This is a genomic window from Magnetospirillum sp. LM-5, from assembly GCF_902729445.1.
Taxonomy (GTDB): domain Bacteria; phylum Pseudomonadota; class Alphaproteobacteria; order Rhodospirillales; family Magnetospirillaceae; genus Magnetospirillum.
Genome location: NZ_CACVCE010000032.1, coordinates 1 through 24,852 on the forward strand (window position 1 = coordinate 1; position 24,852 = coordinate 24,852).

A 24,852-nucleotide genomic window follows, 5' to 3' on the forward strand; every position below is an offset into this window, starting at 1 on the left:
AGCGGGAAAATTTCGCCAGCACGGCCTGCAGGCGGTCGGGATCGATCGGCTTGGCGACGTAATCGTCCATGCCGGCGGCCAGGCAGCGGGCGGTGTCGCCCTCCAGCACGTCGGCGGTCATGGCGACGATCGGCACGGCGGCCATCGGCCCGCCCATGGCGCGAATGCGCCGCGTCGCCTCGAGACCATCGACGGCCGGCATGTGGACATCCATCAAGACGACGTCGAAGGTGCCGCCCAGCACCGCGTCGATGGCCTCGGCCCCGTTCTTGGCCAGGGTCACGGCATGCCCCCAGCGCGTCAGCAAAATGGTCGTCAGCTTCTGATTGACGGGGTTGTCCTCGGCCAGCAGCACCGTCAACGGGGCGGTGACGGGCCGGTCCACCACCGCCGGGGCCGAATGGCGCACGCTGACCGAAGCCAGGCCGACCCGGGTGGTGAACCAGAATGTCGTTCCTTCGCCAAGCCGGCTGTCACAGCCGATGTCGCCGCCCATCATCTCGACCAGCCGTTTGCAGATGGCCAGTCCCAGCCCGGTGCCGCCGAAGCGGCGGCTGATCGAGGAATCGGCCTGGACGAATTCCTGGAACAAGGTCGCCAAAGCATCGGGGGCGATGCCGATGCCGGTATCGGCCACCTCGAAGCGCAATTTCGACAACGAGTCCTCGGTCTCCTCCAACCCGACCCGGACGGCGACGCTGCCGCCATTGGTGAATTTCAGCGCGTTGCCGATCAGGTTGGTCAGGACCTGGCGCAGGCGGGTGGGGTCGCCCACCACCTGGCGCGGGACCTGATCGGCGATCTCGGCGGTCAGGGTCAGCCCCTTGTCGTCGGCGCCACCCTGCAGCAGGGCGACCACGTCGTGAACCAGGCGGCTAAGGTCGAAATCGGTGGCCTCGACCCGCAACTGGCCGGCCTCGAGCTTCGAGAAATCCAGGATGTCGTTCAAGATGCCCAGCAAGGCCCCGGCCGAGCCCCGCGCCGTTTCCAGCAAATCGCGCTGTTCGTCGGTCAGTTGGCTGCCGCCCAGCAGGTGCAACATGCCCAGGATGCCGTTCATCGGCGTCCTGATCTCGTGGCTCATGGTGGCAAGGAAGCTGGCCTTGGCCCGGGCCGCCGCCTCGGCTTCCTCCTTCGCGTGGATCAGCATGCGCTCGGCACGCTTCCTGTCGGTGATGTCGGTGTAGGTGGTGATGAATCCGCCGCCGGGCAGTGGGCTGCCTTGAACCTCGATCACCGTGCCGTCGGGGCGCTCGCGCTCGAAGCGATGCGGCTCGAACCGCGCGGCCTTTTCCACCCGTTCGGCCACCAAGGCCTCGACATCGCCCACCCCGTACTCGCCGCGCAGGGCGTTATAGCGCATGAAATCGGCGAACACCGTCCCGGGATGGACCAGATCCGCCGGGAAACCCAACATGTCGAGGAAGCGGGAATTGCACAAGATCAGGTTCAGGTCGCGGTCGAACACGGTGAAGCCTTGGCCCAGCTCTTCCACCGCCTCGATCATATGCTTCCATTTGTATTCGGCAGACCCCGCCAGATGAAGCATTTGCGACTCCGCACCGCCTTGGCGCCAGGAATGATAGGCGAGTTTGCACCTTGCCGGAAGTCATCTTCCAAATTCAAACTGAAAAGGGTGCCTCGCCATCGACGAAGCACCCTTTCAATAGAACTATCGACCTGAAAAACTACTTCTTGGCGCCTTCCAGCAGGCCTTCCGAGATTTGCAGGTTGATGTTGATCAGCGCGTCGATGGTGGTGTCGGCGATGTTGTCGACGCCCTGCAAGGTGCGGTCGGCGACGAATTCGGCCAGGCGGCGCAGATTTTCCTTCACCGCGTCGGGCAGCAGGCAGTCGCTGGACGACACGATGGTCTTCAGGGCCACCCACACTTCCAGGTTCCGCTCGAGCGCGACGGCCAGGCCGCTGAGGTTGCTCCGCGCGGCTTTGGCCTGGTCCAGCCCGATGGCGGCCTGCGACAATTGGAAAGCTTGCTCTTCCGCAACCGAAAGGTTGGTTTCGTTGGACATGGGGTCTCCCTCCTGAACGTCTGTCTCGCCCCCCGGGGCGCTGATCTTCGTCACTTCTGCGCAACGCTAAAGCGAACCGATTGATAGTCCGTTAACCTGATTCGCGTCCGGCGCCGCACCCATGATTCGCTGGCAACAGAGTAGTCCCGGCCGGCCTCGCGTTCAATCGGCTTTCGCGAGTTTCGCAAGGCCGGTCGCTTCCATCAGATTCCTGAGTTCCTGCCGGGCGGCGATGTTGCTCATGCTCAGTTCGAATCCGGGAATGCCTTCGCGCAGATCCAACAGCGTCAGACCTTCCAGGAACAACGAACGATAGATGACGCGCTCGCCCAGGCCGGGGGCGACGCGAAAGCCGATGCGCTTGGAAAGATCGCCCAACAGCTTTTCCATCGCCTGCTTGTTGCGGGCGTCCAGATGGGCCAGACGGTTCCTCAGCACGATCCAGTCGACCACCGCCTTCTCGCCGCGCACGGCCCGGGTTTTCTTGGTTTCCCACACCATCTCGGAATAGTGGCTGGGACGCAGGATGCGCATGGTTTCGGGATCGACCCGGGCCAGGACATCCAGATCGATCAGCGAATCGTTCAAGGGGGTGATCAGGGTGTCGGCGAAGGAATGGCCCAGTCGCGACAGGTAATGGTCGGAACCGGGCGTGTCGATCACCACCACGTCATGCACCGCCCCCAACAGGCGCACCGCCTCGGTCAGGCGCTTCTCGTCGGCCTCGCGGTCGGCGGTCGGCGGCAGCGACACATGGTCGGGCACCCGCAGGCCCAGGGTCGCGGCATCCTTGCGCCCCTTGCGGTTCTGGATGTAGCGCGACAGCGTCGCCTGACGGGCGTCGATATCGATCGAGCCCACCGACAGCCCCTGCCCCAGCAGACCGACGATCAGGTGCATCGACACCGTCGATTTGCCGGTGCCGCCTTTCTCGTTGCCGACCACCACCACATGGGCTTTCCTGCTCATGCTTCTCCCCTTACCCAGATCGCCGTGTCGTGGAATGCCGCCCCCCCGGCCGGTGGGATCGGATCGCCTCCGACCAGGCGATTGATGCCGATCCCCTCGACGAAGGATTCGTCGCGCCAGATGCCTTCGACGGCGACGGTGCCGGGGGCAATTCCGTCGGTGACCGCCACATGCGCCACCACCGAGCCGCGCCGGTTGCCCAGCCGGGCCAATTGACCGTCGGCCAGCCCCAAGGCCTGGCAATCCTGGGCGTGGATCAAGACGGTGGGCCGGCCGGCCAGCTTTTGCGAACTGGCGGTGTCGGCGAAGGTGGAATTCAGGAAATGGCGCGACGGCGGGGTGATCAGCCGGAATGGATGATCGGCATCGGTCGCCTCGGTCAGGGCGGCATGGTCGGGCAGCGCCGGCAGGCGGGCGTGATCGGGGCCGATCGCCGCCCAGTCGGGGGCGAAGCGGAACCGCCCGCCATGGCCGAACCCGGTCAGGAAATGGGCACGGTCGAAGGACGGCGTGCAATCATGCCAGCCGGCCGCCAGGATGGCATCGATATCGGGCAGGCCGGAAGCGGCCAGGATGCCCGCGACCATCGCCTCGTCATCCATGGCGAAGCTGGGATGGACGGCGCCCAGCCTTTGGGCCAACTGACCGACCACCCAGTGGTTGGAGCGCGCCTGGCCGACCGGATCGATCACCGGGCGCGCCACCTGCAGGAAGCTGTGCCCATACGAGGTGTAGAGGTCGGCATGTTCCAGGAAGGTGGTCGCCGGCAGGATGATGTCGGCGAAGCGGGCGGTCTGGGTCATGGCCTGCTCGTGAACCGCCACGAACAGATCGTCGCGGGCCAGGCCGCGCCACACCCGGGCCGTCTCGGGCGCCACCGTCGCCGGATTGGTCGATTGCACCAGCATGGCGGCGACCTGCGGCCCGCCGGCCAGGGCGGCGGGGTCGCCATCCAGCACCGCGCCGATCCGGCTCATGTCCAGGGTGCGGACCTTGGGCTCGGGCAGGTCGGCGGCGTCGATCAGGCTGCGCTCGATGGCAAAGCCCCCCGACGCGCTTTGGATGGCGCCGCCGCCGGTCACTTCCCACGCCCCGGTCAGGGCCGGTAGGCAACTGGCGGCATGCAGGTTGACGGCGCCGTTGCGCGACCGGCTCATGCCATAGCCCAGGCGGATCAACGACCGCTTGGTGGCGCCATAGGCGCGGGCGAAGGCCTCGATCTCGGCTTCGCTCAGGCCGGTGATGGCGGCGGCCCAGGCCGGCGTGCGGGTGGCGACATGGGCTTCCAGCCGATCGGCGCCCTCGGTATAGCGCTCGACATAGTCGCGATCGACCAGGCCGTCCCGGAACAGCACATGCATCACCGCCACCGCCAGCGCGCCGTCGGTGCCGGGCCGCAGCATCAGGTGGGTGTCGGCCTTTGCGGCGGTGCCCGAACGATAGGGATCGATCACCACCAGCCGGGCGCCGCGCTGCTTCCTGGCCTGGTTGATCAGCCCCATCAGATGGACCTGGGTGGCGACCGGATTGGCGCCCCAGATGACGATCAGGTCGCTGTCGGCCATCTCGCGGGCATCCACGCCCCACTTGGCCCCCACCCCGGCCATCCAGCCGGCCCCGGCGGCGCTGGCGCAGATGGTCTTGGCCTGGCCGGAATAGCCCATGGCCCGACGCAGCCGGTTGAGCGCGTTCTGCTGCACCAGGCCCATGGTGCCGGCATAAAAATAGGGCCAGACGCTTTCGGCGCCGTTCTGCAGGGCGGCCTGGCGGAAGCGATGGGCGATCTCGTCCAGCGCCTCGTCCCAGCCGATCGGCGCGAAGGCGCCAGCCCCCTTCGGCCCGACCCGGCGCAAGGGCGTGGTGACGCGATCGGGGTGATGGACCCGCTCGGCATAGCGGGCGACCTTGGCGCAGATCACGCCCTCGGTATAAGGCATCTTGGCGCCATGCACCCGCCCGATGCGGCCGTCGGCCAGGCGCTCGACCATCAGGCCGCAGGCGGATGGGCAATCGTGGGGACAGACAGAGGGCGAGAAGGCGGCCTGGTTCATGGGGGAAGAATGTAGCCGCAGCCCGGCCATCCGGCAACTTCCGCAAGCGCCGGCTGGATGCTATGCTCCGCCAAATCTAGAGGCGACAACCGAAGTCGGGGACAAGGGGTTGGTGGAACGCATCGATTGTGCGGTGATCGGGGCCGGTGTGGTCGGGCTTGCCTGCGCCCGCGCGCTGGCGCTGGCCGGCCGCGAGGTGGTGGTGCTGGAAGCAGGCCCGGCCATCGGCGGCGGCATCTCTTCGCGCAATTCCGAGGTCATCCATGCCGGCATGTATTATCCCGCCGGCAGCCTGAAGGCGCGGCTGTGCGTGGCCGGCAACCGCCTGCTGCGCGATTTCGCTGGTGTTCACGGCGTCGATTTTTGCATGACCGGCAAGCTGATCGTCGCCACCGATGAGCCCGAGGCGGCCAAGCTGGACGACATCCTCGCCCGCGCCAAGGTCAATGGCTGTCTCGGCCTGGCCCCCATCCCCGCCGCCGAGGCCATGGCGATGGAGCCCGCTCTTCGCTGCACCAAGGCGTTGTTCTCGGCCGATACCGGCATCATCGACACCCACGGCCTGATGCTGGCCCTGCAGGGCGAGGCGGAAGAACACGGCGCGGTCCTGGCGCTCAACGCCCCGGTGGCCGGCGGCCGTGGCGAAGACGGCGCCACCTTGCTGGAGATCGGCGGCGCCGAGCCGACACAGCTGTTGGCCAAAAGCGTGGTGATCGCCGCCGGGCTGTCGTCTTGTCCGGTCGCCCGCTCGCTGGGATTGGCCGCGGTGCCGCGCGATTATCTGTGCAAGGGCAATTACTTCACCCTGACCGGCAAGATGCCGTTCTCGCGGCTGGTCTATCCGGTGCCGGTGGCCGCCGGGCTGGGGGTGCACTATACCCTGGACCTGGCCGGACGCGGGCGCTTCGGCCCCGACGTCGAGTGGGTCGAGGCCGAGGATTATCGGGTCCTGCCATCGCGCGCCGATTCCTTCTACGACGCCATCCGCCGTTATTGGCCGGACTTGCCCGACGGCGCCCTGGAGCCGGCCTATGCCGGCATCCGCCCCAAGATCAACGCGCCCGACGAGCAGGCCGCCGATTTCGCCGTGCACGGACCAGCCCAGCACGGCCGCCCGGGATTGGTGGCGCTTTACGGCATCGAATCACCCGGCCTGACCTCGTGCCTGGCTTTGGCCGAACTGGTCAAGGAGATGATCGGATGACCCGCCCCGCCCGGTCAGCGCAGCGACGCCAGACGGTCGCGCGCCGCTTCCGCCAGGAAACCAGAGACATTGTTGGTGCGGGCCTCGATCAAGGCCAGCAGGGCTTCATCCATGGTGATGTTGATTCGCTTGGAACGGCTTTGCAGGCTGACGGAAACCAGGGCCACGGCCAAATGTCCCCGGTCGGCGGGCAGGTTCTCGAACGGCGTGGGCTCCGGGATCGCGTCGCCGTCCTCGACCATGCCGTCGACATGAAACTGAAGCGCCTCGCGGGCGTTGAGCAGCGCTTCGGAATAGCTGCCGCCGGCGGTCACGCAGCCGGAAAAATCGGGGAACCATACGCCGATGTCACCCGACGAGCTCGCCTCGACCACCGCGAAATAAGAGCGTTCCATCGCCTACCCTTTCTCTTCCAACCGGATGCCGGCCTGGCGTTCGATACTGCGCAAAGTCCCCGGCGCCATGTCCTTCTTGGGATGGGGCACGGTCACCCGCCCAGGCTTGGTCGGATGCTTGAATTGCGCGTGCGATCCGCGCCGCGCCACCTCGACCCAACCGTCTCGTTCCAGCCTGCGAATGATCTCGCGACTATCCATCAGCCCCCCGCCTTGGCAATAAGTATATTATACACACCACCGGTCCCGTTGTCGAGTTGCTCGGCAGGCAAGGAGCCCCTGTCATGACCCGCCTTTCCGCCACCTTGGCCTTGGCCTTGCTGTTGACCGCCACCCAGGCGGCGGCGATGGACAAGCCGCGCGACTGGATGCCGCCGCCGGCTTCCGCCGTTCCCAACCATCGGGAGGTGTGGCGCGAGGTGATCATCGAGATCGCCACCTACGCCAAGGCCCGCAAGAAGGAGGCGGTGATCCTGGTCAAGGGCGGCGTCGAACTGCTGGTCAAGGGCGAGCGCGAGGCGGCGTGGGAAGAGGCGCAAGACCCCTACGGTACCAATTTCGAGAAGCGCCTGCCGCTGGGCACGGTCTATCGCCCCTATATGAAGGTGATCGACGGCCTGGTGGTCGATGGTCTTTATTGCAGCACCTTCGCCTTCGGCAAGCCGCTGGCCGAGGCCATCAAGGACCGCCGCGAGCTTGACCGCGTCCTGGCCGAGGAGCGCGCGCGCGGCATCCAGCGCCCGCCGGTGCCGCAGCCCCTGGGGCCGTTCTCGATCGACCCCAAGGAAGAATTGCGCCGCGCCGCCGAGATCAAGCGCGAATCCGAGAAGATCGAACGCCAGCGCCGCATGATCTATGCCATCGACGCCGCCCGCGATGCCGGGCGGCGCCTGTTCAGCCTGGAAGATTGCAAGACCCAGAAGGATGCCGACGCTGCCATGCGCGCCGCCGACCGCGACCGCGTGCTGACCTTCGCCGACGCCGACAACCCGACCACCGGCCATCTGCCCAAGACCCGGCCGAACCACGAGAACGCCGAACCGATCCGCTCGGTCTCGGCGGCGCGCACCTGGCTGCCGATGCTGAACGCCGACAGCTTCGCCAGCCGGGCCGAATGGGTGATGGCGCTGCAAAAGACCAATTACGACATCGTGGTGGTCGATGTCGCCCATCGCGGCTGGGACGGGCTGACCCCTGCCGACATCGCCAAGCTGAAGTTCAAGGCGCTGGGCTCGCCGCGCATGGTGCTGGCGGCGCTGCCGCTGGGCAAGACCCAGGATAGCCGCTGGTACTGGCAGAAGGGCTGGGGGGCCGGTAGCCCGCCGTTCCTGTTCGCCCCCGACAGCGACGTGCCCGGCCAGTTCATCATCGACCTCGCCAACCCGGAATGGAAGGCCCAGTTGGGCAAGATCGCCACCGGCATCATGGATGCCGGGTTCGACGGCATCGTGTTCACCGAGACCGACACCTATCTGTGGTTCGAAGAGCTGATGCCGCTGGACTGACACCGATGCTGAAATCCGCCCGTTCCTACGAGGAAGCCTGCCGGACCTTTCGCTGGCGCATCCCCGAGCTTTACAACCTGGCCTTCGACGTCTGCGACCGCCAGACCATGGCCGGGGCCGACGGCCATCGAACCGCCCTGGCGGTCGAGGCGGCCGACGGCACCGTCGAGCGTGCCACCTTCCACATGCTGCGCCTGTTGTCGAACCGGCTGGCCAACGTGTTGGCGGCGCGCGGCGTGATCGCCGGCGAGCGGGTCCTGATCTCGTTGCCGCCCTCGATCGAGGCGGCCATCGCCATTCTGGCGGTGCTGAAGATGGGGGCGGTGGCGGTGCCGGCGCCCTGCACCCTGGGTGAAATCCCGCTGGCCTGGCGCCTGGCCGATTCCGGCGCGCACGCGGCCATTGCCGCTGCCGCGGTGGCGCCGCGCCTGCTGGCCGGCCGCGACGGCGCCCCCAATCTGACCGCGATCCTGGTGGCGGGCGACCCGGTCGCCGGCACCGAGGATCTGTGGCAGGCGCTGGAGGCCGCGCCCGATGCCTTTCCGCCGCAAGTCACCGGGGCCGACGCGCCAGCCTTCCTGTTCTATCCCGCCGACGCCATGGGGCGGCCACCGGGCATCTTGCACGCCCACCGCACCCTGCCGGGCAGCCTGCCGCCGGTCGAGTTCGCCCTGGGCTTCTTCCCCCAGGTCGGCGACATCTTCTGGACTCCGGCCGAATGGATGAGCTTCGAGGCCCTGATCTGGGGCATCCTGCCGGCCTGGCATCACGGCATGACGGTGATCGCCCTGACAGAGACCGACCCCACCCGCCAGTTGGCCGCGATCGGCCGCCACGGCGTGCGGGCGGCATGGATCCCGCCCGCCCACCTGCGACGCCTGACCAGCGCCGCCAATTCCAGCCCCAGCCCCAACCTGCGGACCCTGGCGTCGGGGCCGGAACCGCTGGACGAAGCCTTGCGCCAAAAAGCGGCCGAGCGGTTCGGGGTGGCGCCTAACGACATTTTCGGGACGGTACTGACCGGGGCCACCATCGCCAACGGCCATCCGGTGATGGAACGCCTGGCCGGCTCGCCCGGCCGCGCCGCGCCCGGCATCACCGTCGAGGCGGTCGATGCCAGCGGCCGCCCGCTGCCGGCGGGCGAGCGCGGATTGCTGGCCGCCGCGCCCGGATCGCCCGGCGCCTGCCTGGGCCGCTGGACCGGCGAGGGCTGGGTCGGTACCGCGCTGCCGTCGGGCTGGCAGCCGGACGGCATGATCGGCAGCCGCGACCTGGACGGCTATGTCTGGCCCGACGAGGTCAAGCCGGATGACGGCGTGGCGATGATCGACGACCTGCCGGTCGCCCTGGAAGAGGTCGAAGCGGCGCTGATCTGGCATCCCGGCGTGGCCGCCGCCGCCGTCACCTTGCTGCCCACCGGCGAGTTGAAGGCCTTTGTGGTGACCGGCCCCGGCCATGGCCCCGACATCGACCTGGCCCGCCGCCTGCAGGCCTTCGTCGCCACCCGCCGCGCCATCCACGAGGTGCCGCGCCGGATCGAGTTCGTCGACAGCCTGCCCACCAATGCCGACGGCATCGACCGCGACGCCTTGCTCAATCGCCCGCTGAAGCTCGATGCCCCCGATCCGGGTGAACGCTGGGGGTGATACCGAAGCCGAATGACTTCGGATTCGGTATCTTGCGCCCATTGCGGGCGCGGCCAAGCCGCCGGACGGCGGCGCCCGGCGAGGGCGAAACAGAAAACCCGAAGCCGAATGAATTCGGATTCGGGAAAATCATCCCAGCGCGTGGGCGATGATCGACCGCCACACCTTGTCCACCCCGTAATGACGCTGGGCCCAGCCATGGGCTTCGGCGGCGATGCGGGCCCGCACATCCTCGTGACGGGACAGCACTCGCCAGCGCTTGATGATATCGGCCGGCTCGCTCCACGGAATGAAATGCCGCCATGGCTGAAAGAAGCGTGCCGTGCCTTCGTGCAATTGTTCCACCAGCAGCGAGCCCGAGGCGATGGTTTCCCACACCCGCCCGGTCACCAGACGACCGGATTCGCCGGCGGCGTGGGCGGCGACGTTCAGCACCGCCCGGCTGGAGGCCAGCAAGCCGGCATAGGCGACGTCATCCGGGGCCAGTTGGCGCCGCTTTTCGCCGATGACCAGCTCCACGCCGATATCGGCCCAGGCCAGGCCCGCCAGCAGGAACGAGCGGTGCGGCGCAAACGTGCTGCCGACGAACAGCAATTGGTGCTCGGGCGGATTTCCGCTGGGCACGAAGGGCGGATGGACGGCCGGAACCGGGATGGCGAAGGCCTTGGCGGCCAGGTCCCGATGCTCGGGGTCGCGCAGCACATAGGCGCACGGGTCGAACAGCAAGATATGGTCGGCCACGTCGGCCCATAATTGCATCTGGTTATCGACCGCGCGCAAGGAATCGCGCGAGACGTGGACCAGCTTGAAGCCCAGCCGCGCCTTCAATTCCCTGATCTCGGGAACGGTCGGGAAGCGCAGTCCGGGAACGGTTTGCGAATCGCACAGCAAGATGTCGGGGCGCACCCGCTCGAGTTCCGCCAGGAAGGCCTCTTTGCGGCGGCCGAGCTCGGCGTCCGAGCAAGGCCCGATCCTGACCGCGCTCAGGGTCGAGTCCAGCCAGGGGATGAACCGCCCCCCCGCCGCCCGGGCGGCGGCGGCGAAATGGCCGGCCAGATCGTTGGCCGCCGCCACCCCGCTGCTGGCCTGTTCCGCCCCCAGATACAGGACCGTCACCTCGGCCGGGTCGCGGGCGCAATCGGGCAAGGGATGCACCGGCAGGTCCTCGTCGGGAATGGCGAAGGCGTGCTCGATCTCGTCGAGAATGCGGGCCTCGGTGGCCGCGTCGTCGTCGGGGATGCCGGTCCATGGCCCGACCAGCTCGGTCGCGGTCGGATTGCGCCCCCAGAGATCCAGCAGGACCCGCGCGGCCCCAGCCACCTCGCCGGCTTCCAGCATCAGCTCGCCGGCCCTGAGGTAAGGCCACAGCGACATGCCCCGATGGGTCAGCCAGGCCGACAGGAACTGCACGCCCACTTCCGGCACGCCGCCATCGCGGCACAATTGGATGAAATCCTCGTGGACCGCCCCCCAAGGCGCCACGTTCAGGACCAGGTCGGCCGCCCGCATCAGGACAGCGCGGTCCAGCCGCTTTTGCTGGCGATCGAAGGTCAGCAGCAAGATGGCGGCGGCGGCGTCGTGGTCGGCCAGCGGGGCCAGCCGGTCGCGCGCGGCCGCCTCGGCCCCGGTGCGGTACTCGGTCTCGGCCAGGGCGCGCACCAGATCAAGATCGTCGGGATAAAGCGCCAGCGCGGCCTTGAGCGCCGGAACGGCTCCGGCCTCGCCCACCCCGTCGAAGTAAAGATTTTCCGCGAGATCGCACCAGGTGCGCGGGCTGTCCGCCAGACCGGGCGCCGCCATCACCCGCATGGTCCGGCCCGATGTTCCCGAGGGGAAGGCCGCCAGATACCATCGTCCGGCCGCCGTGTCCTCGATCATGGTCGGAACGCCCCTTGTTGGTTAATCGTCGCGGTGGGTCCGCTCCAGCCGTTCGTGGCGTTCCTGGGCCTCGATCGACAAGGTGGCGATCGGGCGGGCTTCCAGGCGGCGGATGGTGATCGGCTCGCCGGTTTCCTCGCAATAGCCGTAGGACCCGTCGGCGACCCGCTGCAGGGCGGAATCGATCTTGGCGATCAGCTTACGCTCGCGGTCGCGGGTGCGAAGTTCCAGGGCCCGGTCGGTTTCCGCCGAGGCGCGGTCGGCGATGTCGGGCTCCTGCAAGCCACCTTCCTGCAGGTGGGCCAGGGTCTCGTCGGACTCGCGCAGCAATTCCGATCGCCAGGCCAGCAGCTTTTGACGGAAATATTCCTTCATGTTCTCGTTCATGAAGGGCTCGTCCTCGGACGGACGATAATCCGGCGGCAGCGTCACTGTCATCTTCCCCCGCAATGCGTCTGGGCTTTGCTTTAGACGGGACGCAATATATGGGGTGCCCCCAAGGGCCGCAAGAGGGCTTATCGCGAGATGTTCAACGCCCACGCGTCAGTTTGGCGATTTCGACCTCGGCCCGAAGCTCGATCTCGTCGAGCAGGGCGGCCAGACGCGGATCCGGGCAGGCTTCGCGCCGGCTGCGAACGCTGGACGCCAGGGCTTCCAGCTTGTCCACCGGCACGGTGCCCAAGAGCAAGCCGTGGCGGATTTCCTCGAGCTTATCCAGCAATTCCTCGCCGTGGCGAACCAGCCGCTGGCGCGCCTCGCGGTCGGTGGCGCCGCCGACATCCTGAATCATCAGCGCGCCTTCGACCACCGAGATGGACGACGCCCCGTCGGCAGCATGAGTTTCGTCGCCCGCACCCATCGCATCGACGAGCACGCGCTTGAACTCACCTTTCTTGCCGTCGGCCTTGTCGGTCTTGCGGGCGCCACCGGCAGGGGCGCCTGACCCGACTCCGGAAACCTTCATGATCCCCACTTTTTCCAGCGTGGTCGTGGCCTTCATTCTAGCCGCGAAAGGCGTGGCGGCGAAAGCTGCTAAATCTGCCGCTCACTCGGCATCTTTTGCCGGGCCGATTCGGTCCAAGCGCCGCCCGCCATCCGGGGAAATGGCGGATTCTCGGGCATTCCGGGGTTGGCACGATCTTCGCAACGGTCCTTGCGACCATTCATGCGTTTTCCGAGTTCCCGAGGTCCACATGAAGCCGCTCTTCTCCACCCAAGCCGCCATCGCCATCGGAATGCGAGCTTTCCTGCTTGCCGCCGGCCTGGTCGGGCTGACTGTCTTCGCCATGCCGCAGACCGCCTTCGGCGCGTCGCGCATCAAGGACATCGCCGATTTCGAAGGCGTGCGCGAGAACATGCTGGTGGGCTACGGCATCGTGGTCGGCCTGAACGGCACCGGCGACGACCTGACCAACTCGCCCTTCACCAAGGAATCGCTGGTCGGCATGCTGGAACGCCTGGGCGTCAACATCCGCGAACAGGGCGGCACCATCGCCACCGTCAAGCCGAAGAACGTCGCCGCCGTGATGGTCACCGCCGTCCTGCCGCCCTTCGCCCGCCAGGGCACCCGCATCGACGTGTCGGTGTCGGCCCTGGGCGACGCCAAGAGCCTGCTGGGCGGCACGCTGCTGGTCACCCCGCTGGTCGGCGCCGATGGCGAGATTTACGCGGTGGCCCAGGGCGGCCTGGCCGGCGTCGGCGTCACCGCCACGGGCGCGTCGGGCTCGTCGGTGACCAAGGGCGTGCCCACCTCGGGCAAGATCTCCAACGCGGCCATCGTCGAACGCGAGCTGCCCTTCGAGATGGGCCACCTGGAATCGGTCAAGGTCACCCTTCGGAACCCCGACTTCACCACCGCGCGCCGCGTCGCCCAGGCGGTCAATTCCTATCTCGGCACCGACATCGCGCGACCCAGCGACCCCGGCACCATTCAGGTGACGGTCCCGCCGGCCTATCGCGGCAACGTCGTCGCCATGCTGACCGACATCGAGCAACTGCGCATCGAACCCGATCAGATCGCCAAGATCGTCATCGACGAGGCGTCGGGCACCATCGTCATGGGCGAGAACGTCCGCATCAGCACCGTCGCCATCGCCCAAGGCCAGCTGACCATCCGCATCACCGAGACCCCGCAGGTGTCGCAGCCCTCGCCCTTCTCGACGGTCGGCACCACCACCACCGTCCAGCGCAGCGACATCGAAATCGACGAAGGCAGCCAGAAGAAGCTGTCGGTCCTGCCGCACGGCGTAACCTTGCAGGAACTGGTCAACGGCCTCAATTCCTTAGGCATCGGCCCGCGCGACATGATCTCGATCCTGCAGGCCATCAAGGCCGCGGGCGCCCTGCAAGCCGACATCGAGGTGATGTGATGACGATGACCGCCTCGCTCCTCGACAACGCCAGGATGGCCGCCTCGCAGCCGGCCCAGACCCCTCAGCACGCGGCAAATGTTGCCCGGGCGAAAGCGGTTGGTAAGCAGTTCGAGTCTATGTTCATGTCTCAGATGTTGAATCACATGTTCACCGGGATCGACCAGGAAAAGGGCCTGTTCGGCGGTGGCCATGCCGAAGCCATGTTCCGCCCGATGTTGAACGACGAGTACGCCAAGATGATCACCAACCGGGGCAACGGCATCGGCCTGGCCGACCAGGTCACCCGGGCCATGCTGGCGCACCAGGAGGTTTGAACCATGCCCGCTCTTTCCTACGACGACATCGTTTGGGCCTGCACCAATCTGTGCGACCTGATCGAATTCGAGAACGAAGCGCTGGAGCGTCATGACGTCGGCACCATCCGCGAGCTGAGCGCCAACAAATCGTCGCTGGCCCGCATCTACGAGCAATCCATCGCCCCCATGCGCGACGACCCGTCGTTGGCCGAAGCCCTGGAACCGGAACAGAAGGAAGACCTGCTGGCGCTGGGCAAGCGCTTGCAGGTCCTGGTCGAGGAAAACGCCAAGCGGCTGAAGATCGAAATGGAGGTCCGTCAGATGCTGATGGATTCCATGGTCTCGGCCGCCAAGGCCAACGCCACCCAGACCACCCATTACAGCAAGTCCGGCGCTTTCAGCGCCACCGCCACCGGCGAACCCAATTCGCTGGCCTTTAACAAGACCCTCTGACGCCAGAACGGCGGGGAGCCAGGATCATGTCGCTCACACTTGGATTGAACACCGCACTCTCGGGCCTGCTGACCAGTCAGCGCGGCCTGGACGTGATCGCCCAGAACGTGTCGAACGTCAACACCGTCGGCTATACCCGCAAGGTCCTGAACCAGGAATCGCGGATCGTCGGCGGCGTCGGCGCCGGCGTTCAGGAAGGCAGCCTGACCCGCATGGCTCACGAGGGCCTGCTGAAGGACATCCGCCGCCAGAATTCCGAATTGGGCCGGCTGGAAGCCGAGCAGACCATGTATCCGCGCATCGACGATCTGTTCGGCGAGGTCGAGGACGACACCTCGATCGCCCACCGCCTGAGCGACCTGATGAACGCCTTCGAGTCGCTGTCGACCCAATCCGACAAGTCGTCGACCCAGTGGAACTCCGTCCAGAAGGCCCAGGACGTCGCGGATTCCATGCAGGACATGACCCGCCAGATCCAGAACCTGCGCCTGGAAGCGGACACCCAGATCGACCTGACCGTCGATAACATCAACCGCATGCTGGACGACATCAACGACCTGAACCAGAAGATCGTCAAGCACGGCACCGTCGCCACCGGCACCGCCGACCTGGAAGACCAGCGCGACGTGCTGCTGACCGAGCTGTCGAAAAGCATCGATATCCAATATTTCAAGCGTCAGGACAATTCCGTCAGCATCTTCACCAATTCGGGCGAGATGCTGCTGGACAATCAGGTCCAGCACCTCAACTACACCTCCAGCACGGTGACCGCCGCGTGGATGACCTCGGCGGGCGGGCAGTTCGGCAAGATCACCGCCGAAGGCAGCGGCCTGGACCTGACCAACGACCTGACCTCGGGCCAGATCCGCGCCTACATCAAGATGCGCGACGAGGTGCTGCCGCAGGCCCAGTCGATGATCGACGAGATGGCCAAGCAGCTGCACGACAACATCAACCAGATCCACAATCGCGGCACGTCCCTGCCCAACGTCACGTCGTCCTATAACGGGACCCGGGTGTTCGCCAGCCAGGGCGACATCGTCAACGACGCCGCCGACGCGGTGGCCACCATGTATCGGGCCGGCGGCACCGTCGCCCATGGCGGCCTGGCCTTCGCGGCAGGCTCGGGCTCGTATCCGTGGCAGGCGACGCTGACCGCCACCAACGCGGTGTTCACCGCCGCCAACTTCCCGGCCGGCACGGTGTTCACCCTGTCCGGCACCGACACCGCCCGCAACGCCGGCACCTATCGGGTGGTCGAGCGCACCGACAACTTCAATGTCGTGGTCGAGAAGGTCAATCCGCGCCAGACCATCCAGCTGGATACCGGCGACGATGTGGTTCTGGGCCTGTTCGACACCAGCGGCGACCAGATCGCCAAGACCACGCTGAACACCATCATGCAGGTCGATTACCAGGCCACCGCCGGCCTGACCCCCGGCACCGGTCGTAACGTCGCCGATTTCGACAATCGCACCGACCATGGCGACTGGAGCATCAACGAAGTGTCCGCCCATATCGAGGGGTGGCTGAAGGCCGAAGGCTATTCCAACGCTTCGGTCAACCTGAACTCGGACGGCAAGCTGGATATCAGCGTCGGCGACACCACGGTTTCGCTGGCCTTCCGCGACCAGGGCAGCAGCACCGACGGCGCCGACCAGGCCGACGCCAAGATCTTCTTCGACGCCACCGGCGACGGCGCCACCGACCAGACCGTCTTGGGCTTTTCCAATTTCTTCGGGTTGAACGACTTTTACGTCAAGGACAACGCCAACTCGATCCATGACAGCGCCATCATGGACGACAGCTTCACCACCACCACGTCGCGGACGATGTCCTTGTGGGACTCGACCGGCCAGGTCGGTCAGGAATTCACGGTGGCGGCTGGTTCGTCGCTCAGCGACATCGCCGACTCGGTCAACCGCTATGGCCGCGTCACCGAATCCGCCCGTCTGTCGACCACCAGTTGGACCACCACCTCGGCGGCCACCGTCACCGTCGCCGACCCGTCGGGCACCTTGTACACCCAGGCCCTGCCCGCCGGCACCTATACCGTCGAGAATCTGGCCGGCCTGTTGAACCAAAGCTCGGTCACCGCGACGGTGGTGGTCGATGGCGCCTATAAGCGCCTGCGCCTGACCGACAGCCGCGGCGAGGAATTGACCGCCACCATCATCGGCGGCGACTTGTCGAGCGGATCGGACCTGGGCACCACCCTTGAGATGAGCAAGGAACAGAAGGTCTATGCGGCGGTGGTTCCCGATGGCTCGGGCAGCCGCCTCAGGATCATCCATTCCGGCAATCAGGAACTGTTCCTGTCGTCCGACCTGGACGGCCAGGGCAAGAACCTGCTGTCCGACCTGAGCCTGGAAGCCGCGGCCACCACCGCCGCCGCCGGCCTGGCCGTGCGCCAGGAACTGGTCGCCGGCCCGGAACGGATCAGCCGCGGCATGATGCAGTGGAACTCGGACGTCGATGAATATTTCATCTCGGAAGGCGACAACGCGGTCGCCCTGCAGATGGCGGAACTGGGCACCACCAAGTTGAGCTTCGACTCGGCGGGCGGGCTGTTCCAGGGCCAATACACCCTGTCGGAATATGCCGCCGCCACCATTTCGGTGGTCGCCGGAGATTCCGACCACTCGAAGACGGTGCTGGATTACCAGTCGACCTTGAGTGAATCGCTTGATTTCCAGTACACTTCCTTCAGCGGTGTCAATCTGGACGAGGAAGTCTCGGCCATGATCGACTACCAACAGGCCTATACGGCCTCGGCGAAAGTGATCACAGCGATCCAGGAAATGCTGGAAGTCCTTGTGAACATCATCCAGTAGGCGGAGATCGAGAAATGACCCGCATCGGAACATATGGCGCCAACCAGGTCTACCTGTCCCGGATCAACGACATCCAGCTGCGCTCGCACGAGCACATGGTGCAGTTCAATACCGGGATGAAGTCGCAGACCTATGCCGGCATTTCCCGCGACTCCCACCAGCTGATCAATTTCGAGAACGAAATCTCGCGGGTCGATCAGTACATCAAGGGCAACGCCACCGCCAAAACCCGACTGGACGGCATGGAAATCTCGCTGAACGCCATCGAAACGACGATGAACGATTTCCTGGACCAGCTGGACGATTTCTATGCCAAGGAGACCCGGTCGCAGGCGGAAATCACCGCCCTGCAGGAACAGGCCTACAATTCGATGCTGTCGCTGCAATCGAGCCTGGCGTCCAGCATCAACGGCCAGTACATCTTCTCGGGCGGGCGCGTCAACAACGAGCCGGTGGCCCAATTCGCCAATTCGTTCGACGACTTCCAGACCAAATGGGACGGCTTCGACCATCCCTATCCGACCACCCGGTCGGGCACCTTGTTCGAGTTGAACGCCACCAACGCCGAAACCGGCAATGTGAGTTTCAGCGGCGCCGCCGGCACCATCACCGCGGCGTCCCTGACGACCTCGCCGAACGTCCTGAGCGACATCCCGGTCGGCGCCCGCATCACCGTCAACGATTCGGCCGGCGGCGCCAACGACGACAAGGAATTCACCGTCAGGAGCGTCAGCGTCGGCGGCGGCGGCACCGTCATCACCGTCTCGCCATTGGTCACCGAAGGCCCGGTGGCGGCCAGCCTCAAATATTACACCACGGCGCTGCCCGACCAGCAGCAGCTGAACGCCAACCTGACCTTCACTCCCGGCACGGACACCATTCAGGTCTCCAACGCCACGGGCTTCGCGGTCGGCCAGGTGTTCGAAGTGTCGGGTTCGGCCAGCAATGACGGGGTCTACGAAGTGTCGGCCATCACCGCCGGCCCGCCCGACACCATCACCGTCAACTCGACCAAGGTCACCACCCAGGCGGCGATCTCGACCGTCACGCTCAGCGCCTCGTCTTGGTACAATGGCGACAATCTGGCGCTGGAACACCGCGTCGGCCAGGACCGCACCATCGACCTGGGCGTCTATGCGTCGGACCCGACCTTCGAAAAGGCCTTCCGCGCCATGGCCATCATCGCCCAGGGCCAATATGGCACCGCCGGCGGTCTGGAAAACAACCTGGATCGCATCGTCGCCGCCCGCTACCTGTTGAACGACGCGCTGAAGTCGCCGGCCGGCACCTCGCCGCCCTACGGCACCGAACTGACCAGCGACTTGGCCAGCTTGCAGGCGGCGGTCGGCAACAACCAGGCCCTGATCGCCACCAAGAACACCGTCTACACCAAGTTCAAGGGCTTCCTGCAGACCCGCGCGTCGGAACTCGAGCAGTCCGACAAGACCGAGTTGGCGGTGTTGCTGAAAAGCGACGAAACCGCCCTGCAGGCGGCCTATCAGACCACCTCGATGGTGCGCGAGCTGTCGCTGTTGAACTTCATGCGGTAATCAGTCTTCCGGGGAAAAGTCCCCCGGCTTCGCCGGTCACTGGCGGGCCTTGTCCTTCAAGACCTTCCAGAAGTTCTCTTGCTGCGTTTCGGCGTTGTTGTCGCAGAACGTGAAGAAATCCAGCGTCGACGAGATGGGTGCTACGATTTCCGGCGCGTTCAGCAGATGGCGGTCGAGATAGCGATCGACCCCCTTGATCACCGTCGCATAAAGGTTGTAGTTGCTTTCCATCCCGGCGACGTCGGGCCGCATCATGAAGGACAGGAACTTCAGCGCGTCGGCCCGGTTGGGGGCGCCCTTGGGGACGACGATGACGTCGGTCCACACCAGCGATCCTTCGCGGGGATGGGCGAATTTCAGGCTGGGCCGCTTCAGCCGGGCCTTCAACGCGTCGCCGTTCCAGGCCACTCCCAGGACATAGCGGCCATTGGCCAATTCCTCGACGATGGTGTCGATGTCGGCCAGCGGGTAGCGCCGCAACATCGGCACCAGAAGGCCTTCGACACGGGCCAGGTGCTCGGGCCGGGTCGAACAGCGCGGCAGCCGCAGCCAGATCAGCGCCAGTTGCACCATGTCGTAGCCGGAATCCAGCAGCACGATCTTGCCGTCGATTTCGGGCGGCGGTTCGAACACCAGCTTCAGCGTATCGATGTCGCCCTTGTAGACCGAGCTATCGACGACGAAGGCCGTGGTGCCCCAGACATGGGGCACGGTATATTCGTCGCGCGGGTCCAGCGGCCGCGACCGCCAGACATCCTCGACATTCCAGAAATTGGCCAGACGATCGACGCCGACCTTTTCCAGCAGGCCGCCCCGCACCAGATCGCGGACCTGGAAATCGGCGGGAAAGGCGATGTCGTAACCCGATGCCCCGGTCAGCAAGGGGGCCATCAGATCGACATAGTTGGTCACCGTATCGACCTTGACGCGGACGCCGACCTCGCGTTCGAACCGTTCCAGAACCTGGGGCGAGATATAAGACGACCAAGTCAGGACGCGGATTTCACCCGCCCATCCGTGGCCGCCCCCCAAGATCAGCAACGTCAGCGCCGCCAGCCAACACCGCCAGCCCGGAATCCTATTGATTGGCTTTCTCCAGAATATAGCGCTGGAATTCCTGCCCCTTGGCGTAGCGCTTGTCCCATACATACTCGAACATGGCCAGGAAATGGAAGTTCTTGAAGTAGCCGGGCATGCGCGACACTTCGATCTCGTCGATCAACTTGCCCTTGGTCGCGGCCAGGCTATCGGGGAAGAACTGGATGGTCGGGGTGAAGTTGACCCGATATTTGCGGGCCAGGGCCTTCTCGGTCAGGACCTGGCCGTCGAAATCGGTCACCTCGCGGTCGCCCCACAGGTTCAACTGGACGATGACGAAGCGGTCCTTGATCCAGTTGCGCACATGATCATCGGCGAAGTTGACGGTGTGGACGTCCCGGCAATAGGGGCAGCCCTTCTGTTCCCAGATGATGGCGAAACGCTTGCCGGCCTTGGTCGCCTCGACCAGGTCCTCTCTCAGATCAAGGAAGCTGTTGAGGAACCAGTCCTGCCGGTAAAGCCCGTCGTCGCCCAGCTTGGGCTCGTATTTGGCGAAGGCCGGCGCGGACAGCGACAGCAACAGGCCGATCAGGCCAAACACCCAACGTTTCATCGGCTCCCCTCCGTTTGTTATGGCGCCACCACCACCCATCCCTGCAATTGCCGCTCGACCAGTTCGGCGATGCCGGCCGTCACCACCGAAACGCCGGCCAGCAGATCGGCAGGCTTGCGCCCGATGGTTTCCAGCGTGTTGCCGCAGGCGACGAATTCGACCTCGTAGGCCTTGAGCGAGGCGACCCGGTCGGCCACCTTGCTTTGGTCGGCCAACAAGGCCCGCACGCCGCCGCCATAGGCGACGATGGCGACCTTCACATTGTCCTGACCATAGAATTTCTGCAGGTTGACCGCATTGTACAGCACGTTGTTGACGTGGCGCGGGTCCTCGGCGTTCAACTGCAGCACGACCTTGCGCGGATTGTCCCAGCCGGGCTTGGGCGAGGCCAGCACCGTTTCGGCCCCCGCCAGGGCGGGCCACAGCAACAGGATCGACAACAGCAAGCCAAGGGCGCGCATGACCAGTCCCCGATGTATGATAGGATTATCATAGAATGAGTTTGACGGTTTCGTCGCCGAAATCTTGAAAGGCCCCCCTTCGATGCTTCGCCAGTTGGCCTATGGCGCCGCGCTGTTCCTGGTCTCGGCCGCCGCGCTGGTGGTGGAAATCGTCGCCGGTCGCCTGCTCGCCCCTTATGTCGGCATGAGCCTTTACACCTGGACGGCGATCATTTCGGTGGTGCTGGCCGGCCTGACCATCGGCCACTGGATCGGCGGAATCCTGGCCGAGTGCGAGGGGCGCGCCGCCCACCGCCGCATCGGCGCCGCCTTGCTGGCGGCCGGAACCGTCACCGCCCTGGCGCTGCCGGTCCTGCGGCTGGCGTCGCAGCCGCTGCTGGGCCAGGGCTGGCACCCGATCGCGGCGATCATTGCGCTGACCGCCCTGTTGTTCCTGCCGCCGTCGCTGTTCGCCGGCATCATCTCGCCGATCCTGACCAAGCTGGCGGTGGAAACCGACCGCGCCCATGCCGGCCGCGCCATCGGCCGGATGTATGCGCTGGGCGCCGCCGGCTCGATCCTGGGCACGCTGGCGGCCGGCTATCTGTTCCTGTCGTGGATCGGTTCCATCGGGACCTTGATGGCGGTGGCCGCCACTTACGGAATGCTGGGCCTGGCCTTCCTGGTCCGCGGCCCGTCCAGCGCGGTGATGGCCGCTTTGGTCGCCGGCCTGACCATATCCATCGCCGCCACGTCCGGCCTGGCCTCGCCGTGTCGGGTCGAAAGCGATTATTACTGCCTGCGGGTCGAGGATTTCTCGGGCCAGGCCGGGCGGGACTCGGCCGTGCTGGTGCTGGACCATCTGGGCCACGGCATCAACGATGCGGCAAACCCCGAGGTGCTGCATTCCTCGTACCTGCACTTCACCGACGAACTGGCGGCGCGGCGCTTCGGCCGCGATTCGATCGCGGCCTTCTTCGTCGGCGGCGGGGCCTATACCCTGCCCCGGGCCTGGAGCCGGGCCTATGCCGCCCCCCACCTGCACGTCGCCGAAATCGACCCGATGGTGACCGAGGTGGCGCGGCGCTTCCTGTGGCTGGACCCGGACGCCAAGGGCGTGGTGGCCGACCACCGCGACGCCCGCGTCGCCCTGCAATCGCTGCCGCGCCGGCCCCAATTCGACGTGGTGTTCGGCGACGCCTTCCACGATATCGGCATCCCGCCCCATCTGGTGACGGCCGAGTTCCATGCCGAGATCGCCGCCCGCCTGAAGCCCGGCGGCTTCTATGCCATCAACGTCATCGAGGCCCGCCACGAACCCAAATTCCTGTTCGCCCTGTTGAAAACCCTGTGGCGCGACTTCAAGGCGGTCGAGGTCTGGGTCGATGGCGACGAGATGAGCCAGGGCGAACGGGTCACTTATCTGGTGCTGGCCTCGGACCGCCCGACCGAGGCGGGCCTGATCCGTGCCAGCCGTTTCTTCCCGCGCCACTGGCTGCGCCTGAAGGGTGATCAGGTCAAGGAGGCGGTGACCGCAGCCGACGTGCCGGTCCTGACCGACGATTTCGCGCCCGTGGACCGCCTGATGGCCCATGTGCTCTTAAGCCCCGAGGTGGGGGAACGGTAAGGTCGTTGAAATGCAGAGCGCCACCGGCATATGCTGTGACATATGCCAGGGAGGCGCCGATGATTCCCGAACGCCATGTCCGCCTGGTCCGCAACGGCCGCAACCAGACCGTCCGCATCCCGCGTGAATTCGAATTGCCGGGCGAGGACGCCATCCTGCGCAAGGACGGCGAGAGACTGATCCTGGAGCCGGTCCGCAAACGGTCACTGCTGGCATTACTGGCGACGCTCGAGCCCTTGGACGAGGAATTTCCCGAGATCGATGATCCGCCGCCCGAGCCGGTGGACCTGTAAATGCGCTACCTGCTGGACACCAACATCCTATCCGACCTGCTGCGCCATCCCCGGGGGCCTGCGGCACTCCGTCTTGCCGAGGTCGGCGAGGATCAGGTCGGCACCAGCATTATCTGCGCCGGAGAACTGCGGTTCGGGGCCATCCGCAAAGGCTCCCCGCGACTGGCGGCACACGTGGCTGCCTTGCTGGATACCTTAGAGGTTCTGCCCCTGGATGAACCAACCAGTGAGATCTACGGCGAGATAAGAACGGCTTTGGAACGACGGGGCCGCCCCATCGGCAACAACGATCTGTGGATCGCTGCGCATGCCATGGCCTTGGGCGTCACCCTGGTCACCGCCAATGAAAGCGAGTTCCGGCGGGTGGATGGGTTGGCGGTGGAGAATTGGGTGAAATGAAGACGCCAAAAAAAATGGCCATTTCCAAAATGGACGCGGTCAAAGCCCAACTCGAGACTGCTATTAAGTTATATTTTGAAGATAGGGACCTGATTTCCGCTTACACCCTATGCGCCGCTGCGGATCAAATATTGGAAGATATATGGAAGCATGAACGCGACAGTATTTTGTCCAGGCGGATCCAACGTGGACAGAATGTTTCGCACCTTATGTTTTCGATGTGCGATGAATGGAAGATTCGGCTCGAAGATGAACACCGGAGGAAGGCCTTTGACGCAATAAACGCAACCAGAAATTTTCTTAAGCACGCCGACAAGGATCACAACCTGACGCATCACTACTATCCGACTGAGGAGACCGGTCTCCGACTATTCACAGCTTGCCGCAATTTCAGGCTTGTTTCAGAACATAAAAACATGGCTGTCGATACATTTCTGGGATGGTTCCTAACTATCAATCCTCATTTTCTAGCGCAAGATAATCCGCTGAAGCACGTTATTCCCGAGAATTTTACGAGCGAACTTGAACACTCTGAACTTGCCGTGGCTGGCTATCAAATGCTTCAAAAGTCATGCCCTGAGCTATTCCCGCCCCACCGATATTGAGGGCCGGATAAAGCCATTTGGGTCAAAGCGCATATTTCGGATTCCACCTCCGGATCGCGAATAAGCACCGGTCCCGGGGTTTGGGCGGCAGCCCAATCCCCTTCCCCACCACGAACGAAAACGCCCCCGGAGGTTTCCCTCCGGGGGCGTTTCATTTCACCGAAGAGTCCGAAGACTACTCGACGATCTTGGCAACGCGGTCCAGCAGGGCATCGACGGCGGGGGTGCGTTCATCGGCGAACAGCCAACCCAAGGTGACGGAGGCAACGACAACCAGGGTCACCGCCGCCCCTCTTCGATCAGTTCCTTGATGCTAAGGCCGTCAAGACGGGCCGTTGCGCCCAGCATCCGCAAGCCATCGGCTGCGTCGCGGGCGTCCTGGCGGCAGAATGCGCCCTTTGGCGGAAGCAGGCGAGCCACCGGATGGCCGTGACGGGTTATCACGACTTCCTCGCCCTGTTCCACCAGATCCAACAGGGCGCTCAGCTTGTTCTTGGCCTCGAAGGCTCCGACCTCGCGCATCGGCAATCCTAACTAGCTGTCATCTAGCTTAATTTAGTACACTCCCTATGCGCCAGCAAGGTCTCGGAACGAAAACACCCCCGAAGGTTTCCCTTCGGGGGTGTCTCGTTTCACCGAAGAGTCCGAGGACTA

Annotated in this window: 25 protein-coding genes; 12 read left to right on the forward strand and 13 right to left on the reverse strand. The window is 65.3% G+C overall.

Annotation, left to right across the window (positions count from 1 at the left end; translation table 11 throughout):
* The 4 genes from MTBLM5_RS11680 to MTBLM5_RS11695 form a co-directional block, all read right to left on the reverse strand.
* The coding region (locus MTBLM5_RS11680; protein ID WP_173976289.1) for a PAS-domain containing protein at positions 1 to 1,549 on the reverse strand (1,549 nt) is incomplete at its 3' end.
* A gap of 139 nt (positions 1,550 to 1,688) precedes the next feature.
* A complete protein-coding gene (locus MTBLM5_RS11685) occupies positions 1,689 to 2,030 on the reverse strand; it encodes a flagellar biosynthesis regulator FlaF (RefSeq protein WP_173976290.1) in 342 nt (113 codons plus the stop codon).
* Between the two features lie 162 nt (positions 2,031 to 2,192).
* Positions 2,193 to 2,999 carry a division plane positioning ATPase MipZ gene (locus tag MTBLM5_RS11690; RefSeq protein ID WP_068499958.1) on the reverse strand — a complete coding sequence of 269 codons (807 nt, stop codon included), beginning with the start codon at positions 2,997 to 2,999 and terminating at the stop codon, positions 2,193 to 2,195.
* Complete coding sequence (locus MTBLM5_RS11695) at positions 2,996 to 5,050, reverse strand: molybdopterin oxidoreductase family protein (RefSeq protein WP_173976291.1); 2,055 nt, start codon at positions 5,048 to 5,050, stop codon at positions 2,996 to 2,998. The genes MTBLM5_RS11690 and MTBLM5_RS11695 overlap by 4 nt, the downstream gene beginning before the upstream one ends.
* A gap of 112 nt (positions 5,051 to 5,162) precedes the next feature.
* On the opposite strand from MTBLM5_RS11695, the gene MTBLM5_RS11700 reads away from it, so the two are divergent.
* The gene (locus MTBLM5_RS11700; protein WP_254431012.1) at positions 5,163 to 6,254 is read left to right on the forward strand and encodes an NAD(P)/FAD-dependent oxidoreductase; all 1,092 of its coding nucleotides are present in this window, start codon (positions 5,163 to 5,165) and stop codon (positions 6,252 to 6,254) included.
* A 14-nt stretch (positions 6,255 to 6,268) separates the two neighbouring features.
* On the opposite strand, the gene MTBLM5_RS11705 is transcribed toward MTBLM5_RS11700, so the two are convergent.
* On the reverse strand, positions 6,269 to 6,649 hold the full coding sequence (locus tag MTBLM5_RS11705) for a type II toxin-antitoxin system HicB family antitoxin (RefSeq protein ID WP_173976293.1): 381 nt from the start codon (positions 6,647 to 6,649) through the stop codon (positions 6,269 to 6,271).
* 3 nt (positions 6,650 to 6,652) lie between these two features.
* Positions 6,653 to 6,850: a type II toxin-antitoxin system HicA family toxin gene (locus MTBLM5_RS11710; protein ID WP_068499946.1), complete on the reverse strand. Its 198-nt coding sequence runs from the start codon at positions 6,848 to 6,850 to the stop codon at positions 6,653 to 6,655.
* A gap of 83 nt (positions 6,851 to 6,933) precedes the next feature.
* On the opposite strand from MTBLM5_RS11710, the gene MTBLM5_RS11715 reads away from it, so the two are divergent.
* On the forward strand, positions 6,934 to 8,154 hold the full coding sequence (locus tag MTBLM5_RS11715) for a hypothetical protein (protein ID WP_173976294.1): 1,221 nt from the start codon (positions 6,934 to 6,936) through the stop codon (positions 8,152 to 8,154).
* Between the two features lie 5 nt (positions 8,155 to 8,159).
* A complete protein-coding gene (locus MTBLM5_RS11720) occupies positions 8,160 to 9,800 on the forward strand; it encodes an AMP-binding protein (protein ID WP_173976295.1) in 1,641 nt (546 codons plus the stop codon).
* Between the two features lie 129 nt (positions 9,801 to 9,929).
* On the opposite strand, the gene MTBLM5_RS11725 is transcribed toward MTBLM5_RS11720, so the two are convergent.
* The 3 genes from MTBLM5_RS11725 to MTBLM5_RS11735 all read right to left on the reverse strand — a co-directional run bounded on the left by MTBLM5_RS11725 (position 9,930) and on the right by MTBLM5_RS11735 (position 12,642).
* A complete protein-coding gene (locus MTBLM5_RS11725; RefSeq protein ID WP_173976296.1) occupies positions 9,930 to 11,678 on the reverse strand; it encodes a glycosyltransferase in 1,749 nt (582 codons plus the stop codon).
* Positions 11,679 to 11,699: 21 nt separating this feature from the next.
* Positions 11,700 to 12,116, reverse strand: a complete 417-nt coding sequence (gene dksA / locus MTBLM5_RS11730; RefSeq protein WP_068499935.1) for an RNA polymerase-binding protein DksA — start codon at positions 12,114 to 12,116, stop codon at positions 11,700 to 11,702.
* Positions 12,117 to 12,207: 91 nt separating this feature from the next.
* Positions 12,208 to 12,642 (reverse strand): flagellar assembly protein FliX, encoded by a 435-nt coding sequence (locus MTBLM5_RS11735; protein WP_173976297.1) that lies wholly within the window; start codon positions 12,640 to 12,642, stop codon positions 12,208 to 12,210.
* Between the two features lie 229 nt (positions 12,643 to 12,871).
* Between MTBLM5_RS11735 and MTBLM5_RS11740 the strand changes: the two genes are divergently transcribed.
* From MTBLM5_RS11740 to MTBLM5_RS11760, 5 genes are read left to right on the forward strand one after another with little or no spacing between them, the layout of a single operon-like run.
* The gene (locus tag MTBLM5_RS11740) at positions 12,872 to 14,047 is read left to right on the forward strand and encodes a flagellar basal body P-ring protein FlgI (RefSeq protein ID WP_173976298.1); all 1,176 of its coding nucleotides are present in this window, start codon (positions 12,872 to 12,874) and stop codon (positions 14,045 to 14,047) included.
* On the forward strand, positions 14,047 to 14,364 hold the full coding sequence (locus tag MTBLM5_RS11745) for a rod-binding protein (RefSeq protein ID WP_254431013.1): 318 nt from the start codon (positions 14,047 to 14,049) through the stop codon (positions 14,362 to 14,364). Before MTBLM5_RS11740 ends, MTBLM5_RS11745 begins: the two co-directional genes overlap by 1 nt.
* A 3-nt stretch (positions 14,365 to 14,367) precedes the next feature.
* Positions 14,368 to 14,799: a flagellar protein FlgN gene (locus MTBLM5_RS11750; RefSeq protein ID WP_173976300.1), complete on the forward strand. Its 432-nt coding sequence runs from the start codon at positions 14,368 to 14,370 to the stop codon at positions 14,797 to 14,799.
* Positions 14,800 to 14,825: 26 nt separating this feature from the next.
* Positions 14,826 to 17,633: a flagellar hook-associated protein FlgK gene (gene flgK, locus MTBLM5_RS11755; protein ID WP_173976301.1), complete on the forward strand. Its 2,808-nt coding sequence runs from the start codon at positions 14,826 to 14,828 to the stop codon at positions 17,631 to 17,633.
* Positions 17,634 to 17,647: 14 nt separating this feature from the next.
* The gene (locus tag MTBLM5_RS11760; protein ID WP_173976302.1) at positions 17,648 to 19,183 is read left to right on the forward strand and encodes a hypothetical protein; all 1,536 of its coding nucleotides are present in this window, start codon (positions 17,648 to 17,650) and stop codon (positions 19,181 to 19,183) included.
* A 36-nt stretch (positions 19,184 to 19,219) separates the two neighbouring features.
* Here MTBLM5_RS11760 and MTBLM5_RS11765 read toward each other — a convergent pair whose 3' ends face one another.
* The 3 genes from MTBLM5_RS11765 to MTBLM5_RS11775 are packed head-to-tail and all read right to left on the reverse strand — an operon-like array spanning position 19,220 to position 21,295.
* The gene (locus MTBLM5_RS11765; protein ID WP_254431014.1) at positions 19,220 to 20,224 is read right to left on the reverse strand and encodes an extracellular solute-binding protein; all 1,005 of its coding nucleotides are present in this window, start codon (positions 20,222 to 20,224) and stop codon (positions 19,220 to 19,222) included.
* A gap of 37 nt (positions 20,225 to 20,261) precedes the next feature.
* Entirely contained in the window at positions 20,262 to 20,834 is a 573-nt protein-coding gene (locus MTBLM5_RS11770) for a thioredoxin family protein (RefSeq protein ID WP_173976304.1), read from the reverse strand.
* Positions 20,835 to 20,851: 17 nt separating this feature from the next.
* Positions 20,852 to 21,295, reverse strand: coding sequence for a DsrE family protein (locus MTBLM5_RS11775; RefSeq protein WP_173976305.1), 444 nt, complete (start codon positions 21,293 to 21,295; stop codon positions 20,852 to 20,854).
* Between the two features lie 82 nt (positions 21,296 to 21,377).
* Between MTBLM5_RS11775 and MTBLM5_RS11780 the strand changes: the two genes are divergently transcribed.
* The 4 genes from MTBLM5_RS11780 to MTBLM5_RS11795 are packed head-to-tail and all read left to right on the forward strand — an operon-like array spanning position 21,378 to position 24,198.
* Positions 21,378 to 22,901, forward strand: coding sequence for a fused MFS/spermidine synthase (locus tag MTBLM5_RS11780; RefSeq protein WP_173976306.1), 1,524 nt, complete (start codon positions 21,378 to 21,380; stop codon positions 22,899 to 22,901).
* 59 nt (positions 22,902 to 22,960) lie between these two features.
* Positions 22,961 to 23,194, forward strand: a complete 234-nt coding sequence (locus MTBLM5_RS11785) for an antitoxin (RefSeq protein ID WP_173976307.1) — start codon at positions 22,961 to 22,963, stop codon at positions 23,192 to 23,194.
* On the forward strand, positions 23,195 to 23,593 hold the full coding sequence (locus tag MTBLM5_RS11790; RefSeq protein WP_173976308.1) for a type II toxin-antitoxin system VapC family toxin: 399 nt from the start codon (positions 23,195 to 23,197) through the stop codon (positions 23,591 to 23,593).
* Positions 23,590 to 24,198, forward strand: coding sequence for a hypothetical protein (locus tag MTBLM5_RS11795; protein ID WP_173976309.1), 609 nt, complete (start codon positions 23,590 to 23,592; stop codon positions 24,196 to 24,198). The genes MTBLM5_RS11790 and MTBLM5_RS11795 overlap by 4 nt, the downstream gene beginning before the upstream one ends.
* Positions 24,199 to 24,477: 279 nt before the next feature.
* Here the strand turns inward: MTBLM5_RS11795 and MTBLM5_RS11800 are convergent, their stop codons facing one another.
* Entirely contained in the window at positions 24,478 to 24,720 is a 243-nt protein-coding gene (locus MTBLM5_RS11800) for a type II toxin-antitoxin system Phd/YefM family antitoxin (protein ID WP_173976310.1), read from the reverse strand.
* Between the last annotated feature and the right edge of the window lie 132 nt (positions 24,721 to 24,852).

What these genes read in the sequence shown, in the direction of transcription:
- MTBLM5_RS11685 (WP_173976290.1), bottom strand. Translation starts at nt 2,030, where the DNA reads ATGTCCAACGAAACCAACCTTTCGGTTGCGGAAGAGCAAGCTTTCCAA.
- MTBLM5_RS11690 (WP_068499958.1), bottom strand. Translation starts at nt 2,999, where the DNA reads ATGAGCAGGAAAGCCCATGTGGTGGTGGTCGGCAACGAGAAAGGCGGC.
- MTBLM5_RS11695 (WP_173976291.1), bottom strand. Translation starts at nt 5,050, where the DNA reads ATGAACCAGGCCGCCTTCTCGCCCTCTGTCTGTCCCCACGATTGCCCA.
- MTBLM5_RS11705 (WP_173976293.1), bottom strand. Translation starts at nt 6,649, where the DNA reads ATGGAACGCTCTTATTTCGCGGTGGTCGAGGCGAGCTCGTCGGGTGAC.
- MTBLM5_RS11710 (WP_068499946.1), bottom strand. Translation starts at nt 6,850, where the DNA reads ATGGATAGTCGCGAGATCATTCGCAGGCTGGAACGAGACGGTTGGGTC.
- MTBLM5_RS11715 (WP_173976294.1), top strand. Translation starts at nt 6,934, where the DNA reads ATGACCCGCCTTTCCGCCACCTTGGCCTTGGCCTTGCTGTTGACCGCC.
- MTBLM5_RS11720 (WP_173976295.1), top strand. Translation starts at nt 8,160, where the DNA reads ATGCTGAAATCCGCCCGTTCCTACGAGGAAGCCTGCCGGACCTTTCGC.
- MTBLM5_RS11725 (WP_173976296.1), bottom strand. Translation starts at nt 11,678, where the DNA reads ATGATCGAGGACACGGCGGCCGGACGATGGTATCTGGCGGCCTTCCCC.
- dksA (WP_068499935.1), bottom strand. Translation starts at nt 12,116, where the DNA reads ATGACAGTGACGCTGCCGCCGGATTATCGTCCGTCCGAGGACGAGCCC.
- MTBLM5_RS11735 (WP_173976297.1), bottom strand. Translation starts at nt 12,642, where the DNA reads ATGAAGGTTTCCGGAGTCGGGTCAGGCGCCCCTGCCGGTGGCGCCCGC.
- MTBLM5_RS11740 (WP_173976298.1), top strand. Translation starts at nt 12,872, where the DNA reads ATGAAGCCGCTCTTCTCCACCCAAGCCGCCATCGCCATCGGAATGCGA.
- MTBLM5_RS11745 (WP_254431013.1), top strand. Translation starts at nt 14,047, where the DNA reads ATGACGATGACCGCCTCGCTCCTCGACAACGCCAGGATGGCCGCCTCG.
- MTBLM5_RS11750 (WP_173976300.1), top strand. Translation starts at nt 14,368, where the DNA reads ATGCCCGCTCTTTCCTACGACGACATCGTTTGGGCCTGCACCAATCTG.
- flgK (WP_173976301.1), top strand. Translation starts at nt 14,826, where the DNA reads ATGTCGCTCACACTTGGATTGAACACCGCACTCTCGGGCCTGCTGACC.
- MTBLM5_RS11760 (WP_173976302.1), top strand. Translation starts at nt 17,648, where the DNA reads ATGACCCGCATCGGAACATATGGCGCCAACCAGGTCTACCTGTCCCGG.
- MTBLM5_RS11770 (WP_173976304.1), bottom strand. Translation starts at nt 20,834, where the DNA reads ATGAAACGTTGGGTGTTTGGCCTGATCGGCCTGTTGCTGTCGCTGTCC.
- MTBLM5_RS11775 (WP_173976305.1), bottom strand. Translation starts at nt 21,295, where the DNA reads ATGCGCGCCCTTGGCTTGCTGTTGTCGATCCTGTTGCTGTGGCCCGCC.
- MTBLM5_RS11780 (WP_173976306.1), top strand. Translation starts at nt 21,378, where the DNA reads ATGCTTCGCCAGTTGGCCTATGGCGCCGCGCTGTTCCTGGTCTCGGCC.
- MTBLM5_RS11785 (WP_173976307.1), top strand. Translation starts at nt 22,961, where the DNA reads ATGATTCCCGAACGCCATGTCCGCCTGGTCCGCAACGGCCGCAACCAG.
- MTBLM5_RS11790 (WP_173976308.1), top strand. Translation starts at nt 23,195, where the DNA reads ATGCGCTACCTGCTGGACACCAACATCCTATCCGACCTGCTGCGCCAT.
- MTBLM5_RS11795 (WP_173976309.1), top strand. Translation starts at nt 23,590, where the DNA reads ATGAAGACGCCAAAAAAAATGGCCATTTCCAAAATGGACGCGGTCAAA.
- MTBLM5_RS11800 (WP_173976310.1), bottom strand. Translation starts at nt 24,720, where the DNA reads ATGCGCGAGGTCGGAGCCTTCGAGGCCAAGAACAAGCTGAGCGCCCTG.